Source organism: Aureimonas psammosilenae, assembly GCF_009176975.1.
GTDB classification, from domain to species: Bacteria; Pseudomonadota; Alphaproteobacteria; order Rhizobiales; family Rhizobiaceae; genus Plantimonas; species Plantimonas psammosilenae.
Window position 1 is genome coordinate 92,225 of record NZ_WEZG01000009.1, and the last position, 17,609, is coordinate 109,833.

9 protein-coding genes are annotated in these 17,609 nt (G+C 62.7%); 8 read left to right on the forward strand and 1 reads right to left on the reverse strand.

All coding sequences use genetic code 11. From position 1 onward, the window contains the following. Nucleotides 1–14 precede the first annotated feature (14 nt). The 6 genes from F9929_RS16025 to F9929_RS16050 all read left to right on the forward strand — a co-directional run bounded on the left by F9929_RS16025 (nucleotide 15) and on the right by F9929_RS16050 (nucleotide 11,465). Entirely contained in the window at nucleotides 15–1,019 is a 1,005-nt protein-coding gene (locus tag F9929_RS16025) for an ADP-ribosylglycohydrolase family protein (RefSeq protein WP_152047595.1), read from the forward strand. Nucleotides 1,020–1,184: 165 nt separating this feature from the next. Beyond that, entirely contained in the window at nucleotides 1,185–1,946 is a 762-nt protein-coding gene (locus tag F9929_RS16030) for an ImuA family protein (RefSeq protein WP_152047596.1), read from the forward strand. Beyond that, a complete protein-coding gene (locus F9929_RS16035) occupies nucleotides 1,861–3,381 on the forward strand; it encodes a Y-family DNA polymerase (protein ID WP_152047597.1) in 1,521 nt (506 codons plus the stop codon). The genes F9929_RS16030 and F9929_RS16035 overlap by 86 nt, the downstream gene beginning before the upstream one ends. 50 nt (nucleotides 3,382–3,431) lie before the next feature. After that, complete coding sequence (locus F9929_RS16040) at nucleotides 3,432–6,713, forward strand: error-prone DNA polymerase (protein WP_152047598.1); 3,282 nt, start codon at nucleotides 3,432–3,434, stop codon at nucleotides 6,711–6,713. A gap of 592 nt (nucleotides 6,714–7,305) precedes the next feature. Beyond that, nucleotides 7,306–8,307: a calcium-binding protein gene (locus tag F9929_RS16045; protein ID WP_193227799.1), complete on the forward strand. Its 1,002-nt coding sequence runs from the start codon at nucleotides 7,306–7,308 to the stop codon at nucleotides 8,305–8,307. A gap of 2 nt (nucleotides 8,308–8,309) precedes the next feature. Next, entirely contained in the window at nucleotides 8,310–11,465 is a 3,156-nt protein-coding gene (locus F9929_RS16050; protein ID WP_152047600.1) for a tandem-95 repeat protein, read from the forward strand. Nucleotides 11,466–11,783: 318 nt separating this feature from the next. Here the strand turns inward: F9929_RS16050 and F9929_RS16055 are convergent, their stop codons facing one another. Beyond that, nucleotides 11,784–13,361, reverse strand: coding sequence for a site-specific integrase (locus F9929_RS16055; RefSeq protein ID WP_152047601.1), 1,578 nt, complete (start codon nucleotides 13,359–13,361; stop codon nucleotides 11,784–11,786). Between the two features lie 521 nt (nucleotides 13,362–13,882). On the opposite strand from F9929_RS16055, the gene F9929_RS16060 reads away from it, so the two are divergent. Together F9929_RS16060 and F9929_RS16065 are read left to right on the forward strand one after the other, a co-directional pair. Next, nucleotides 13,883–16,144: a hypothetical protein gene (locus F9929_RS16060; protein ID WP_152047602.1), complete on the forward strand. Its 2,262-nt coding sequence runs from the start codon at nucleotides 13,883–13,885 to the stop codon at nucleotides 16,142–16,144. 98 nt (nucleotides 16,145–16,242) lie between these two features. After that, nucleotides 16,243–17,448, forward strand: a complete 1,206-nt coding sequence (locus F9929_RS16065) for a DUF6508 domain-containing protein (protein ID WP_152047603.1) — start codon at nucleotides 16,243–16,245, stop codon at nucleotides 17,446–17,448. The last annotated feature ends 161 nt before the right edge of the window (nucleotides 17,449–17,609 follow it).

Genomic DNA, 17,609 nt, shown 5'->3' on the forward strand with positions numbered 1-17,609 from the left:
AACGGGGGAAGAAAATGAACAGCGGTCGGGAAGGGGATGACGGACAGAATGGACGTGGACGTCTCGGAAGCCGGGTCGATCCCACGACATCCAATACGAAGCCCGATCCTGCGGTTCTCGATCGAGCGAAGGGCGCATTGTTGGGGCTCGCCGTCGGTGATGCACTCGGCACGACGTTGGAGTTCACTCAACGCGACGCCCAGCGCCATCATGGCGAGATGAGAGGCGGCGGTCCCTTCGATCTTGGAGCGGGGGACTGGACCGACGATACCGCCATGGCGTTGGCGCTCGGTTGCAGCCTCGTGGAGCACCAAGGCTTCGATCCGCAGGATCTTATGACCCGTTTCGTTTCCTGGTGGCGAAGCGGCGCTTATTCCTGCACCGGTACTTGCTTCGACATCGGAACTCAAACCCGACTGGCGTTGGACAGGTTCGAACGGAATGGCGACCCGTTTGCCGGTTCAACAAACGACATGGAAGCTGGCAACGGCTCGCTGATGCGAATATCGCCGGTGGCGCTCTTTGCCCTCCATGACGACGATCTCGCCGACCGCATCGCCGAAGACCAAAGCCGTACCACCCACGGCGCCCGGCAGGCAGTCGATGCTTGTGTCGCCTTCGTCCGTATCCTTCGGCACGCCATCTCGGGTCAGTTGGATCCTGTCGGAGCAGTCGCCAAAAACACCGAGCCAGATTCGTTGCATCCAGCGATCGCTGCGGTTCTTTCGGGAAGCTACCGGCAGAAGCCGCGTGAGGCGATCTCATCGTCCGGCTATGTCGTCCATACCTTGGAAGCCGCCCTCTGGTGCGTTCACAACACGAGAAACTTCGAGGACGCTGTCGTCCTTGCCGTCAACCTTGGCGACGACGCGGACACGGTGGGTGCTGTCACTGGGCAACTCGCCGGCGCCCTTTACGGCGCCTCTGCCATTCCAGAGCGATGGCTCATGCCGCTGGCCTGGCGAGATGACATCAAACAGTTGGCGGGTGCACTTCACCACCTCAGCATGGAGCGATGACGCCGCAAGTCTCTGAACCGGCGACATCCGACAAACCCCCATACCCATCAGTCGAGGGCTGTGGACGCTCAACGACGTTCGATTGACTTCGCTCTAGCCTCAGAACAGAACAGGAACATATTCTTACTCCGAATCGTGTTCGGAAGCCTGTCTTGTTCTGAAACCATGCCCCAATCCGTCAGTCCCGATATTCTCTCGGAGTTGCGCGAGCGTGTTCAACGCCTCGAAGGAGGCGCGTCCAGAGCCCGCAGCACTCTGCCCTTCGATGTTCCCGAGATCGACGGCCGTCTGCCCGGCGGCGGTCTGGCTCTGGGCAGCCTGCATGAAGTCGCGGGCGGCGGTGTCGGCGCGGTGGACGGCGCGGCCGCGGCACTCTTCACCGCCGGCATCGCCGCCCGGACGAAGGGCAAGGTGCTGTGGTGCGTGACACGCCAGGACGTGTTCGCTCCGGCGATCGCGCAGGCGGGTCTGGCTCCGAGCCGCGTCATCTATGTCGAGGCGGGCGATGAGAAGGCACTCCTGTCCTGCTTCGAGGATGGATTGCGCCATGGCGGGCTCGGCGCCGTTGTTGCAGAGGTCGCCAAGCTTTCCATGACCGCGTCGCGTCGCCTTCAGCTCGCCGCCGAGGGAACGGGAACGGTGGCTCTCGCGGTGCGCCGTTGGCGTCGCCAGACCGAGGCCGCCGATTTCGGTCAGCCAACGGCCTCCGTCACGCGCTGGCGGGTGTCCGTGCTGCCGTCCCGGCCCTTGCCGGTGCCGGGCGTCGGGCGGGCACGCTGGCTTCTCGAACTCATCCGTTGCCGCGCCGGTGAATGCGCCGACTTCGAAGTGGAGGCCGTCGATGCCACGGGTCGTCTCGCTCTTTCTTCCCCGTTGGCCGACCGATCGGCTGCGCCGCAAGTCGCCTGGAAGCGTGCCGCCCGCTGAGATGCCGCTGGTTCTTGTCGGACGGGACGGCAACCGGCGCGTCGTGACGGCGGCGGACCGACTGGCGGAAGACGCCGGCCTCCACGTCGGCATGCCGGCGACGAAGGCGCAGGCGCTCGTGCCGGGTCTCGCCGTCCTCGATGCCGATCCGGCCGGCGATGCGGCGGCGCTCGAACGGCTTGGCGTTTGGGCCCTGCGCTTCTCGCCAATGGTCGCGGTGGACGCACCGGACGGCATCGTCATCGACACGACCGGCGCCGACCATCTCCATGGCGGCGAGGAGACCATGCTGCGCAACCTGGTCGACCGCTTCGCCTCGTCCGGCCTGGAAGCGCGCGTCGCCATCGCCGACACTTGGGGTGCGGCCCATGCCGCGGCGCGCTTTTCCGGTGCCGCGATGGCGCTCGTCGAGAAGGGCGAAACGCGCCAAGCTTTAGCCGCCCTACCGCTTGGCGCGCTGCGGCTGGAACCTCGTCTTCGTCTCGACCTGACCGTGCTCGGCTTTACCACGATTGGTGACCTCGCCGCACAGCCCCGAGCCCCGCTCACCTTGCGCTTTGGTCCTCAACTCGGCCGGCGACTCGACCAAGCGTTCGGCGCTATTCCCGAGCCGATCGATGCCGTTCGCTCGCCTGACCTCGTCGAGGTGCGCCGGGTCTTTGCCGAACCGATCGGTGCGCCGGAGACCATTGCCAGATACACCGGCAAGCTCGTGGTGGCGCTCGTCGCGGAGCTGGAGTTGAGGGCACTCGGTGCTCGTCGGCTCGACCTCCTGTTCGGCCGGGTCGACAACCTGTGGCAGGCGATCCGCATCGGACTGGCGCGACCCGAGCGCGATGTGAGGCGCCTGACACGGCTTCTGTGCGAGCGCATCGAGACGATCGAACCGGGCTTCGGCATCGAGGTCATGACGCTGACCGCGACGCTCGCCGAGCCGCTCGGCGATCGGCAGGTGATCTCGTCGCTGGTCGAGGAGCCAGAGGCCGACGTCGCCAGCCTCGTCGACCTTCTCGCCAACCGCATCGGCGACCGGCGCTTGTACCGCTTTGCGCCCCGCCCAAGCGACGTGCCGGAACGCTCCGTCACCCGTGTCGAACCGATGAGCCTCGATGATGGCGCGTCCTGGGACGATCACTGGCCGCGGCCGGCAAGGTTGTTGCCGCGTCCCGAAGCCGTCGAGACCATGGCGCTTCTGCCGGACCATCCGCCCGTCTGGTTCACCTGGCGGGGACAGCGTCGCCGCGTGCGCCGCGCCGACGGGCCCGAGCGTGTCTTCGGCGAATGGTGGAAACGCGAAGCCGAGCTTGCCACGGTCCGGGACTACTTTCGCGTGGAGGACGATGCCGGCGAGCGCTACTGGATCTACCGGGCCGGCGATGGCGAACACCCTGAGACCGGCTCGCACCGCTGGTTTCTGCATGGGATCTTCGCATGATCGGCAGTTTTCCCGGATGAGGGCCGTGACCATTCTCCGGACCGAGCGGCATGGCTGACGGCGCCCGCTACGCCGAGCTGCAGGTCACGTCGCACTTCTCGTTTCTGCGCGGCGCGTCGTCCTGCGAAGAGCTGTTTGCGACGGCGAGCCTCATGGGCATCGAAGCGCTCGGCGTCGTTGATCGCAATTCTCTCGCCGGCGTGGTTCGAGCGCACGAGGCGGCAAAAACCACCGGCATTCGCGTCGTTGTCGGCTGTCGCCTCGATCTGACGGACGGTCTGCCCGTCCTCGTTTATCCGACCGATCGCCCCGCCTATGCCCGTCTTTGCCGCCTTCTGTCGCTCGGCAAGGCACGCGGCGGGAAAGGGCGCTGCATTCTCGCCTTCGACGATCTCGCGGCTCACGGCGAAGGTCTCGTCGCCGTCCTGGTGCCGAACGAGGCGGACGAGGACCTGGCGCTCCAGCTTCGCCGCCTGCGATCCGCCTTCGGTGCTCGAGCCTATCTGGCCCTGACGCTGCGCCGCCGGCCGAACGATCAGCTTCGCCTCCACGATCTCTCGGCGATGGCGCTGGCGGCTTGCGTGCCGACCGTCGCCACCAACGACGTTCTCTTTCACGAACCGGACCGCCGTATCCTTCAGGACGTCGTCACCTGCATTCGGCACGGCGTCACGATCGACGACGCCGGATTTCGCCGCGAGCGCCATGCCGACCGTTACCTCAAGCCCCCGGAAGAGATGCATCGCCTGCTCAAGCGCTATCCCGACGCTCTCGCCCGAACGGTGGAGATCGCCGAGCGCTGCCGCTTTTCCATGAACGAGCTCGCCTACCAGTATCCGGAAGAGAAGCAGTTCCCCGACCTGTCGCCGCAGGAAGCGCTGGCGAAGCTCACCTGGGAGGGCACCGCCGAGCGCTATCCGGAAGGCCTGCCATCCTCGGTTCGGCGTAACCTCGAACACGAGCTGCGCCTCATTCAGAAGCTGGACTACGCGCCGTACTTCCTAACGGTGAACTCGATCGTCAGCTTCGCCCGCTCAAAGGGCATTCTCTGCCAGGGCCGCGGCTCGGCGGCGAACTCCGCCGTTTGCTACGTTCTCGGTGTCACCTCGATCGACCCCGACCGAAACGACCTCCTGTTCGAGCGCTTCGTCTCGGAAGAACGGCGCGAGCCGCCTGACATCGATGTCGACTTCGAGCACGAGCGGCGGGAAGAGGTCATCCAGTGGGTCTATGAGACCTATGGACGAACTAAGGCCGCGCTTTGCTCCACCGTCATCCGCTACCGCGCCAAGGGCGCGTTGCGCGATGTCGGCAAGGCGCTCGGCCTGCCGGAGGACCTGACGAAGACACTGTCTTCCCAGGTCTGGGGCTGGTCGGAGGACATCGACGAGAAGCACGCCCGCAGCATCAACCTCAACATGGAGGATCGGCGCCTGCGCCTGGCGCTGGAACTGGCCGGCCAGCTCGTCGGCGCGCCGCGCCACCTGTCGCAGCATCCCGGCGGCTTCGTGCTGACGCGAGACCGTTTGGATGAACTGGTGCCGATCGAGCCGGCGGCGATGGTCGACCGTCAGGTGATCGAATGGGACAAGGACGACATCGACGCGTTGAAGTTCATGAAGGTCGATGTGCTCGCGCTCGGCATGCTGTCGGCGATGCGCCGCGGCTTCGATCTTCTCGGCGACCACAAGGGCATCCATCTCGATCTCGCGACCATCCCGGCCGAAGATCCGCGCACCTATGCCATGATCCGGCGCGCCGACACGCTCGGCACCTTCCAGATCGAGTCGAGAGCGCAGATGGCGATGCTGCCGCGCATGAAGCCGCGCACCTTCTACGATCTCGTGATCGAAGTCGCGATCGTCCGGCCGGGTCCGATCCAAGGGGACATGGTGCATCCATACCTGCGCCGACGTGAGGGGAAGGAGGACGTCGTCTTCCCGAAGCCCGAACTCGAGCGGGTGCTGGGCAAGACGCTCGGTGTGCCGCTCTTCCAGGAACAGGCCATGCGCGTTGCCATCGAGTGCGCTGGCTTCACGCCGGGCGAGGCGGACCAGCTTCGCCGCGCCATGGCGACGTTCAAGTTCACCGGGGGCGTCAGCCACTTCCGGGACAAGCTCGTGCAGGGAATGGTGGCGAACGGCTACGACGCCGACTTCGCCGAGCGGACCTTCCGCCAGCTTGAGGGCTTTGGCTCCTACGGCTTTCCGGAAAGCCATGCCGCGAGCTTTGCGCTTCTCGCCTACGCCTCGTCCTGGTTGAAGTGCTGGCATCCTGACGTCTTCTGCGCGGCGCTTCTGAACTCGCAGCCGATGGGGTTCTACGCTCCGGCGCAGATCGTGCGCGATGCGCAGGATCACGGGATCGAGATCAGGCCCGTCTGCGTCAACGCCAGTCGCTGGGACTGCACCCTGGAACCACGCGGGGGCACGGACGGAGAAGAGGCGGACCGGGGCAGCGGTGACGGCCGCTTCGCCGTGCGCCTCGGTCTTCGTATGGTGCGGGGTCTCGGCAATGCCGACGCGGCGCGTCTCATCGCGGCGCGCGAGAATATGCCTTTCGCGTCGGTCGACGATCTTTGGCGCCGGGCGCGGATCCCGCATGCGGCCCTGACTGAACTGGCCGAAGCGGACGCGTTCCGTCCGTCCGTCAACCTGTCACGCCGCGACGCGCTCTGGGCGATCAAGGCGCTGCGCGACGAGCCGCTTCCCTTGTTCGCCGCAGCCGCCGACCGGGAAGCCAGGACCGTTGCCGAGCAGGTCGAACCGGTCGTCCGGCTTCGCGCCATGCCGGAGGGTGGCGAAGTCGTCGAGGACTACGGTCATGTCGGGCTGACGCTTCGCCAGCACCCGGTCTCGTTCCTTCGGGCGGAACTCGCTCGCCGTCGCCATATCACCTGCGCCGAGGCGATGGCCTCGCGCGACAGACGCTGGGTCGAGGTCGCGGGCCTCGTCCTCGTGCGCCAACGGCCGGGCTCGGCGAAGGGCGTCATGTTCATCACGATCGAGGACGAAACGGGCGTCGCGAACCTCGTCGTCTGGACGAAGGTGTTCGAGGCGAACCGCAGGACCGTGCTGGGTGCTGGGATGATGGGTGTGCGCGGCCGTATCCAACGGGAAGGCGAGGTCGTGCACCTCGTCGCGCATCATCTCAGCGATTTGAGCCAGGAATTCGCCAGTGTCGGTCGGCGGGGGAGAATGAACGACGACATACCTAACGATGCCGGCCATTCGTCATCGACGCCACCACGCATGCCACCAGCTAAGGATATGGCGGACCCCTACGGTCACGTCGTCGACGAGATCCGGGTGAAGACGCGTGACTTCCGATAAGTAACCATCCGTGCCGCACAGGAATTGGTTACAAAACTTCGAAAGGCGATATCTGAGACTGAGGGATTGCAAGATAGGAGCGATAGACAGAACCTTCTACGTTCCGAAGAATCGCAATTATTACTATAGATAATAATAATTAAGTCATTTAACCCATAAATTTTTATCGATCATGCAAATGATCTCAGTGGTATGGCTATGTAAAACCCATTTAAACACGAGGTTTGGTCGCGATCTTGGTTTCAGTATTTTTCTGCCGATGCGAAATCAAGATCGCTTTGGAATGTCGATGGCTCGACAGCTCAACGGAACCCTACCGGATCCATAGCCACGATCAAAAACTCAAGCTGTGGTCGGGCGAACACAACCAAAGGGTCATTTCGCAAGTTCGTCAGTTGCCAGCTGGACAGGTCACGCAATCCTCCTCTTCATGCTGACGAGTTCGCAACTTTCTGACCCCTTCGGTACGAGCGCCGATCGGGTTGGGCGGCAACTGCGATCAAAATTTTGAACTAAGAATTCTTGGGAACGGTAATGCCGCATGAGCTGCCGGGACCGAACGCTGGCGCTCGAGAGCGTCTGGAGGGGAAAGATGGCAAGCGTTCCGACGTCGGGTGATGATGTTTTAGTTGGGGCATCGGGTCCGGATGCGATCGACGGGCTCGGCGGCAACGACGAGATTCTGGGCACGGGCGGTGCGGACGATCTGAAGGGCGGGGACGGCAACGACGTCATCTATGGCGGAGCCGACAAGGGCGACGACACGATCACCGACAGCGGTCTCAATGGTGATACCGCCATGTATGGAGGCGCTGGCAACGACACGTTGCGCATCACCGCTCCAGGGTCGCAATGGTCCTACACGCAGGCCAGCCTCTATGGTGAGGACGGCAACGACACGCTGGATGCCGGCAACAGTCGCTACTTCATGCTTGACGGCGGGACCGGCAACGATGTGCTGATTGGCGGCACTGGCTACGGCTCCTTGTTGGGCGGCGATGGCGACGACACGCTGGATGCCAGCCGAAGCACGTATGGTTCCACTTCCCAGCTGATAAGCCTGAATGGGGGCGCGGGTAAGGATACGCTGATCGGCAGTGCTGGGGCGGACTCCCTCTATGGCGACACCGGAGACGACGCGCTGAACGGTGGTGGCGGCAACGATACGCTTGAAGGCGGTTTGGGAGCCGACACGCTGACCGGCGGAGACGGTGCGGACTTTCTGAGCGGTGGCGCGGGCCGGGACATGCTGACGGGCGATGCCGGGGTCGATACCTACCAAGGCCAACGGTTGGATACGTACGACCCCGACACTGGCATGTTTGTTTACAGCAACTCGCTGAACGGCGACACGATCACGGACTACCAGAACGGCGAGAAGATCAGCCTCGGCACGAACCTTGCCAGCGCTGCCCAAGTCCAGCTGGCAACGGTCGGTGCCAACACCGAACTGCGGATCGACACCGACAACAACGGCTCGTTCGACACCACCATCACCCTTCAGGGCACCATCGCCGGTACCCTTCTCGTCACCAGCGAAGGTGGATTAACCAACAACATCATCAGTATAGCGCTACGGAGGATCAAGCGCTGACAGTGTCGGCAGCGAACGGCATTCTGCGGAACGATACGGACGTGAACGGCAACGCCTTAACGGCGGTGCTCGTAACCGGCCCCGCCAACGGCTCGTTGACGCTGAATGCCGACGGCTCGTTCACTTACACGCCGAACGCAAATTTCAATGGTGCGGACAGCTTCACCTACCAGGCGGGCGACGGAACGGCGACCTCGGAACCGGTCACCGTGACGTTGAACGTCGGAGCGGTGAACGATGCGCCGGTTGCAACGAACGACAGCGGTTACTCTGCGCTTCATAATACGGCGCTGACGATCACATCGGCATCCCTTCTCGCCAACGATACGGATGGAGACCCGGAACTGACGCAAGGGCTGTCCTTGACGGCCGTCGGCTCGGCAACGAACGGCACGGTCTCGCTCGTGAACGGCAATGTGGTCTTTACGCCGACGGGCAATTATTCCGGTCCAGCCTCCTTCCAGTACACTGTCTCCGATGGCGCGGGCGGCATTGCAACGGCCATTGTTTCCCTTTCCATCGGCACGCCGTCCTCAACGAATGTCCCGACTGCTGGCAACGATGTTCTCCTGGGCACCGAAGGCGCCGACACGATCGACGGCCTTGCCGGCAACGACCGCATCTCGGGCAAGGGCGGCGATGACATTCTGCGAGGTGGGAATGGCAGCGACGTTCTGGAGGGCGGTAACGGCAACGATCTCCTGAACGGCGGTGCCGGTAAGGACACGCTGACGGGCGGCGACGGGGTCGACACCTATCAAGGCCTCAAGATCGTCACCTACGATGTCGTGAATGACCTTTACGTCACGACCAATACGCTGAACGGCGACACGATCACCGACTATAAATACGGTGAGAACATCGATTTCGGCGCGATCATCGACAGCGCCGACCAGGTGCAGTTGGTGACTGTCAACGACAATACCGAACTGCGCGTCGATACCGACCTCGACAACATCTTCGAGACCGTGGTCACGTTGCGGGGCTTGATCGTCGGGGATGTCGTCATCGAGAGCGTCAACGGCACCAACAACGTCGTGCGCATCCTCGCCCCCTCGTCTGTTCCGACCAGCGGCAACGATGTTCTTGTCGGCACCCAGGGGAATGACACGATCAATGGCCTCGGGGGCGATGATCGCCTTTCCGGCCTTGCTGGTGATGATACGCTGATAGGCGGCGCCGGCGCGGACACCCTTATCGGCGGTGCCGGATCGGATACGGCAAGCTATGCCGACGACGAGGTCGGCGGACCCATTCGCATCGATCTGTCGACCGGCTTGGGGTTTGGTGGGCAGGCCGAAGGAGATCAGCTGAACGGCATCGAGAACGTGATCGGCACGATCTTCAGCGATACGCTGATCGGTGACGATGTCGCGAACTCGCTTGTCGCTGGCAGGGGCAATGACGTCCTCGAAGGGGGCGGCGGGGCGGACACGCTGGACGGCGGCGCGAACCGTGATCTGGCGACTTACGCTTCGTCGGAGGCAGGCGTCCGCGTGGACCTTGCCGCCGGCGAAGGGTCTGGCGGAGATGCGGAAGGCGACCGGCTGATCTCAATCGAAGACCTATCCGGCTCGCGCTTCGACGACACGTTGATCGGAAGCGCCGGCAACAACAACATCGCCGGCGGTGACGGTAACGATGTCCTCGAAGGACTTGCCGGAACCGACAAGCTGGATGGTGGAGACGGCATCGATACCGCAAGCTATTCCCGCTCCGCAGCCGGGGTGACGGTGGATCTGGCCAGCAGGATCGGGTTTGGCGGCAGCGACGGCAACGACGTGCTGATCAGCATCGAGAATGCCCTTGGCTCGGCTTTCGACGACACATTGATCGGAGGAGACGGCGCCAATGTCCTTGATGGCTCTGCCGGAAACGACACGCTGATCGGCGGTGCCGGCGACACGTTGATCGGCGGCGAAGGCACCGATACCGCGAGCTATGCACGCTCCAAGAATGCCGTTCTGGTTGATTTGTCGACAGGTCTTGGGTTCGGAGGTGATGGCGCAAGTCATACCCTCATAGGTGTCGAGAACCTGACAGGCTCGCGTTACTTCGACGTCCTCTCCGGCGATGCCGGTGCCAACGTGCTCGATGGCTCTGGCGGCAACGATATCCTCGAAGGCGGTGCAGGCGCGGACATGCTGCTCGGTGGCGCGGGGTCCGATACTGCGAGCTATGCTCGCTCGGAAACCGGTGTGCGGGTCGAACTATCGACGGGGCTCGGCTACGAGGGTGATGCGGAAGGCGACAAGCTCACCGGCATCGAGAACATCACCGGTTCGACTCACGATGACGACCTTGTCGGTAACTCCGGCTACAACACGCTGGATGGGGGCGCCGGTAACGACCTCCTTCAAGGGGGCGCCGGCAATGACACGCTGATCGGCGGCGACGGCGTAGACACGGCAAGCTATTCTTCGTCTCGTTCGGCCGTTCAGATCGATCTTCTGTCCGGGACGGCGCACGGAGGCGATGCGAATGGCGATACGTTGATCGGCATCGAGAGCCTGATCGGTTCGGCATTCAATGACACGCTGCGCGGCGATGCCAACGCCAATGCTCTGCGAGGCGGTGCGGGCAACGATCTCCTTGTCGGCGGAGCGGGGGCCGATACGCTGATTGGCGGCGACGGTGCCGATACGGCGAGTTACGCTTCGTCGCAGGCCGGTGTCCGAATCGATCTGGCGGCCGGAACCGCCCGTGGCGGGGACGCCGGTGGTGACATCCTGTTTGGCATCGAAAACCTGACCGGTACAGCCTTCGCAGACAGGCTGGTCGGCGACGCCGGAAACAACGTTCTCGATGGCGGGTTCGGCAACGATACGTTGGAAGGCGGTGCCGGGGCGGATCGGTTCGTGTTTTCGACATCGCTGGATGCGGTTTCGAACGTCGACAGGATCGTCGCCTTCGATGCCGCATCCGACATCATCCAGCTAGCGCGGACGGTGTTCAACGCCCTGTCCCCCGGCGCTCTCCGAGCGGCTGATTTCGCGGTCGGGACGGCCGCGACCACGGCGGCGCAGAACATCATCTACGATAAGGACACGGGTGGGCTCTTCTATGATGTGGACGGCGTCGGCGGCGCAGAGCAGGTTCAGTTCGCAACGCTGGACACGGGCTTGAGCCTGACAACCGGCAACTTCTTCATTGGCTGAAGAGCGAAAGGGGGAAGCCATACTTCCCCCTTTTTTCCTTTACTAATTCGTACCTCCCTTCGGGGTTGATGCAGCTGTGAATCTGCAGAGCCTCGTGGATTTCGACTCGGTGAAGATGGCCTGCCCCCATTAGGTGGCCCGGTTCGAATCTAATGCATAGTAGGGCTTGCTGGCGACGGCTGAGGGGACCAGCGAACCGAGTTGACAGAAGGCGGACATCCGCTTCGTGCCTTGCGTACGGCTGCAACGGGTCATGAGCGGAATGACTGCGTTCCGCTACTTGCGCCCTTAAAGCTGTCGGTCATCTCTCGGCCCCAGTTAAGCCGAAGAACCCTTGTCTAACTTTAGGATCGGGATCTTCTCCAACTCTCGCAGCATCGCGGCCATAGGGTAGATCCCGTAGGCATTGCCAACGTTCTTGGCCGCGTGTCCTGTCATGGCGTCTACGATGTCGAGGCGAAGGTCATAGCGCCGGCCGAGCGTCTTGAAACGATGTCGCCAAGAGTGGTTCGGTGCCAACCGGGTGTCCGTCAGCCCAAGCTTACGCACCCAGCGCCCAATCACTTTTGTTCCGTTCCCACCGCGCTTACCAAACTTGTCCGGCGGTAAGTCGGTAAAGAGCGGACCACTCTTCACTGTCTTCGTGAAGTCGAGGAAGCCATTCTCGATGAGAGCTGGGTGCAGCGGCAGCGCTCGCTCCGAGTTGGCATTTTTCAACGGTCCTGCTTCGGCAGCGAAGCGCATGACCCAGACCCCTTCGTGCTCATGCACGTCCTCACGCCGTAACTGACATGCTTCAGATAGGCGGGCACCAGAATACGCGCAAATCCAGGGGACCCACCGAAGGGATGGGCTCTTCTCTTTCATCGCTGCCTTCAGGACGGTCACCGCTTCCGGGTCAGTAAAGTCGCGTCGTGCCTCTGCCGCAACCTTCTTCACCGTAAGCGTGACCTTCTCGGCGGGGTTCGCATCGAGTTTTCGGTTCTCGACAGCGACTTGGAGGATGGCGCGCACCGGTGCGATCTTCGCATCCCGGATCGTCTTCGGAGCGCGTTTTGCTTCGAGAAGCGCATTCTTCCAACGAAGGAGATCATCGACGCTCAACCGATCGGCATCGCGATGGCCAACGAAGGTCGCAAGCTCGTTCAAAACTCGCTTCCATTCGTAGATCGTTCGCTCGCGCGGACGCTTCTCGGCGATCCAAAGTTTGAAAGCATCGTCAATGGAGAAGGTAGTCTGCGCCTTTTTCTTCTGAACTGGGCCAGAAGCCGTAGGCGGCTCTGATGTGGCAAACGCTGTCGGCCAGAACCCATCGCCTTTCGCGGATGCGGCGAGGGCAAGGCTAGCTTGCTGAAGCATCTTCCCTATAGCTTTCACAACCTTGCTACGGCCAAGGGCATCAGTCCGAAGTCCGCGACGTTTCAAAAGCGCTTCGGCACCTTCTACGCAAAGATCCTGCATGCGGCGAATGGGGGTGGCGTTGGGATCGAAGGCACCTAGGTCGGGCGGAGGAGCGCTGATGTGTGTCGTCTGAGGAGGACGCTCGAGGAGATCCCTGTCGTGGCCCCCGCCTGAGGCAAACGGGACGATGATGTACGGGACCTGCCATAAGCCCTCGAACAAGTCCGTGCGCCACTGCGTCTGACTGCCCGGCTCTTCACGATGCAGCTCGATCCAACGGTCGTAGAATTCACGAACGATCTCAAGCGCCTCGCGCTCGGAGATCGTCGCAGGCCCAGCTCGCAACGTGTCCCACCGAGCCTCGACTTCCGCCAAAGCCGCTAAATGGCGTTTCTTCGCTTCCTCGGCATCTTTCGTTCGAAGGCTGACGAGTTCTTCCCGCTTGCCAACAATGGCAACGAGATCAGCAGGCACCCGGCGGCGCAGCCAGTACATTCCCGTCTTTGGATGTTTGTAAGGACGGCACATCGCGAGGACCATGTGTATCACCCGTGTGTATCACTCGGGCAGCACTAAGTCATTGCGTCTCGCGGAACTCCTGCATCTCAACGGTTTGAGAGAGGATTGGTGCCCAGGAAAGGACGGGCCTCGACGGGGATGAAAGCCTTGTGCCGCATAGGTTTGAAGAGTTGCCACCCTATCGTTGTTGAACAGTCCTGTTGAATATGAAACTGGCGACGAAACGTCAAACGCGCCGTCTAATCTAGCGTAGAAGATAGTTGCTATTTTTAGCGTAGGGCCTCCTTGCCATGCCATCTCTTTGCGCGATCCAAAGTCATGCGTAGGGGGGACGATGTTCCTGGCGATGAAAGAGGCGCTGCAACAGACTCTGGCGCAGGCGGACACATTCACAAACCAGTCGCTAAGCGCGAAGCTATGCAGACAATACCCGTCCACATGGCTAGGATTGAAGTCTTACAGGAATCAGCCCCATCTCATACTTAAGGCAGGAGTTCATGTCGGTTATTGACCCTCGGCTAGTACCCCGCGCTTTACCGGAGGTTGACACCCGGAGCTTTGAACTGTTCGGGCAAACTTTCTATGGCGCGATGCAGGACCGGGAGTTTGTCCCTCTCGGTGGAATGCACGACGGCGGCGCAGAGGGGTTCGACGCACCGCCCCTCCACGAGCCGGAGATGTTCGAGGAGGCGGCCACCGGACGTTTTCTGCAAGTCTCAAAAGAGGCGAACCCTCGGTCGAAGGTGCGGAAGACCGTTCGTCGGCTCCGGCAGTTCGGTCGGGAACCGAAGACGCTTGCCTACGTGACGTCGCAGCTCGTCCCGGACATCGATAAGGAGGAGACCCTCCTGTCAAAGGAACTGGGCTGCCGCATCGACATCCGGGACGCCCGGTACATCGAGATTAACATCAATTCCGCGCCGGCGATCCAGCAGGCCTTCCGGTCCTACCTCGAGCCCTCGATCGAATACCTCTACAAGCCTGGCGTCGCCGATATTGGGGCGCGGGCTGAGGAGTACACGGACCGGACGCTGGCTGTGTTCCTCCGCCAGGAAGTGGAGAACCGGCGGGACAAGACCGGCCTCCTCGAATCGGTCGCGGACAGCCTGATCCTCTGGGCGCTCGGCGACACGGACCCGGACAAGAAGCGCTTCATGACGCGGACGCAGATCCTCGATCGCATCATCGAGACTCTTCCCGCCGCCAACCAGTTCATGAAAGGGGTGCTTGACGATCGACTGGAGATCATGGTCGCGAAGGACGCACCGGGCGGTCGACAGATTAGGTGGTACCGCAGGCAGGACCAGTTCTGCCTGCCTTACGAGACTCGACAGATTGTCGGGGCGGAGAATGCCGCCGACGACATGCTGAAGCTCCAAGTCTCGTGCGTGATGGAGGACCGCCTCACCGAAATCAAGGAGGAGGGGGACGAGGTCGACGACATCAGGGCCGTCGTAGTGACGACCTGTCATTCGACCCTGGAACGGGTCTTCGAGCGGCAGGGCCTGAACATGGCGCTGTTCATCACCAACGGTACCGAGGACGACGAACTTTACACCGACGTCGAGGACATCGTGTCGAAGGTCGTTGACCGGACGGACGTGCCGGCTGGCGCGAAGGGGCGCGTCAGGCTGTACGCACTCAAAGTGCTGCGCGGGACATTCTACCGGTCCAGCGAGGTGGAACGGACCTATCTGCGCAAGCTCAGCCGGACCTACGTGCTGCTCCTGACGTTGAAGAACGAACCCCGGATCGTTGAGTACTTCCGCACGCTAGCGACGACGTTCCGACTCTACGTCGGGACGGATCTCCTGATCCGCGCCCTCTCAGAACAGTACCTGACTCCCGACAACCGGACGACCGTCAACCTTCTCGCCCTCCTGGTCGAAGCCGGCTCCGAACTCGTCCTGACCGAGACGACGGTCAAGGAGGTGTCGACGCACCTTCGCGCCCAGATATGGGAGTTTGAGAACCACTACGGGCACGTCGAGAGCAAGATCCCTCTGGAACTCGTCGAGTACATCGACCGCCTGATCATTCGTGCCTACCTCTACAGCCGACTAGCGCCGGCTGATGGCATCGCGCCGCCCAGGTCGTGGAGCGACTACATCTCGCAGTTCGCCACCTACAACGACGTGCGGGCGAACAGAGCCGCACCCGAGCTCGCCGCCTACCTCGTCCGCAAGTTCAAGATGACCTACGAACCGAACGAGAGGACGTCGGAGGGGATCGACGAAGAAGAGTTGCAGCGGCTGACAGACCGCATCCTCGAGGCTAAGCAGCAGAACGGCTATGCGAAAGCGGAACGCGAGATCCTGGCCCGCAACGATGCACTGCATACCCTCCGGATCTTCCGAAGGCGGCTCCAGGAAGACGAACACAGCCCCGCGAACCGTTGGGGATACCAGACCTGGTGGCTGACGCAGGACGGCAAGGTTCGGAAGGCAGGGGCGGAAGTCGTCGCCAGGCGTGCCGGCGCGCCGTTCATGATGCGCCCCGAGTTCCTCCTGAGCTATATCAGTTTTGCTCCAGACCTGAAGAAGGTACGCGATAGCTTCGAACGCATCTTCCCGACCGCACTCGGGGTGAGGTTGTCGGCGCGGCTCTCCGGGGACGTGTTCGACAAAACAATGGAGCAGGCGACGGAAGCGGTGCGGTACGACGAGGCACGCGCCGGGGCGATCATCACGACGTTGACCAACAAGCTGAAGGGCGATGCGATGAAACGCTACGAGATTACCTGGGACCCGGCGGTCTAGGCACCCGATGAAGTTTCAACGTTGGAACGTCGAACTGCTGGTGGCGGTGCCGGATCGTCGTTCTGTTCAAGCTATATCGGGACGTGCATGGAGGGAGAATGATCGGCTTCAACACGTTGCTACGGAGCGCAGGCGTCGATCCCGCGCAAGTCGTCCTCGTGAGGCACCAAGACGCTCGGGCGCTGAAAGGCCGGGCACCCCACGTCCTCTGGCGGACCGAGCCCGAGGCGCTCGAACTCTACCAACGCATCCAGGGCAAGGACCGGTTCCCGGTCGGCTCGATCCTCGCCAGCTTCGTTGTGACGCTCGCCGGTGAGACGTTGTTCATAGGGCTCTACGAGGTGACGGCCAAGAGTAAGACGCCGCCGGACCTAGTCGACCCGGTCAGCGGCAAGGCAACGGACGGCAAGTTCTTCTACGACATCCACCGCGACGAGCGGCTGGCCGAGTACCGTGGTAAGCTCGTCGTCGACTGGGGCAGGGGCTACCTCGCCTGGACGCAGAGGGCCGGAAAGCAGGACAAGCCGGTGCTGGAGATCCGCCGCGCCGTCGCAGACCCTCCGTTTCCAGGCTTCGCCGACTTCCGGCACGACGTTGCGACGATTGAGACGATCCCGGAGCAGTGGAAGGAGGTGCTGCGGGCGGTGAAGGGCGTCTACGTCCTAGCCTGCCAGGAGACCGGCGACCTTTACGTCGGCTCCGCCAAGGGCGGCGAGAGCCTCTGGGGCCGATTTGCCGAGTACGCCGCGAACGGCCACGGCGGTAACGTCATGCTGAAGCAGCGCGGGCCCATGCCGTACCGGGTGTCGGTGCTCGAGATCGCCAACTCTGGTGAAGGTATCGAGCGGCTCGAGGAGGCCTGGAAGCAGAAGCTGCTGACCCGGCAGTTCGGCCTTAACGACCCGGTGTTCTCGCCCGACCCGACCCCGATCGCCGCCTTCGCAGAGGTGCTCGACCGTCCCGGCTACTCGCTCGGCGAATGGCGGTCGCCGAAGCACGAGGACGGCTCAGTGCAGTTCCCGTTCTACGAGTTCGACGAGGAGGCGGAGGCGTTCCTCCACACGCTGTGGCGGACGGAATGGATCATCCAGTCGGGCTGGAGCTACGCGAAATGGAAAGATTCGCCTGAGGCTACAGCGCTGCGCGACGACCCGAAGAAGCTGGCGAAGGCGTCACCGTTGCAGGCGGCTCGGCTCCTGACCACGATCCTTCAGGGTGAACGGATGGTCGAGGGCCAGGTCGCGTCCGCATGGGAGTCCGGCCTGCTCCGGCGGATCGTCGCTTGGGCGGAGAAACGCACCTAAGAGGGGAAGCCTGATTCCCGCACAGGCGGGGTGGGATCCCTATCGACAGGGACCTACAGTTCGCCAATGCTGCCGCGCCAACCCGTCCACTTCCTCGTTCATCGCCTCTCCAACGTGTCGCCGCTGGCACCTCCATATCACCCGCTGGGTCCCGGCGATTG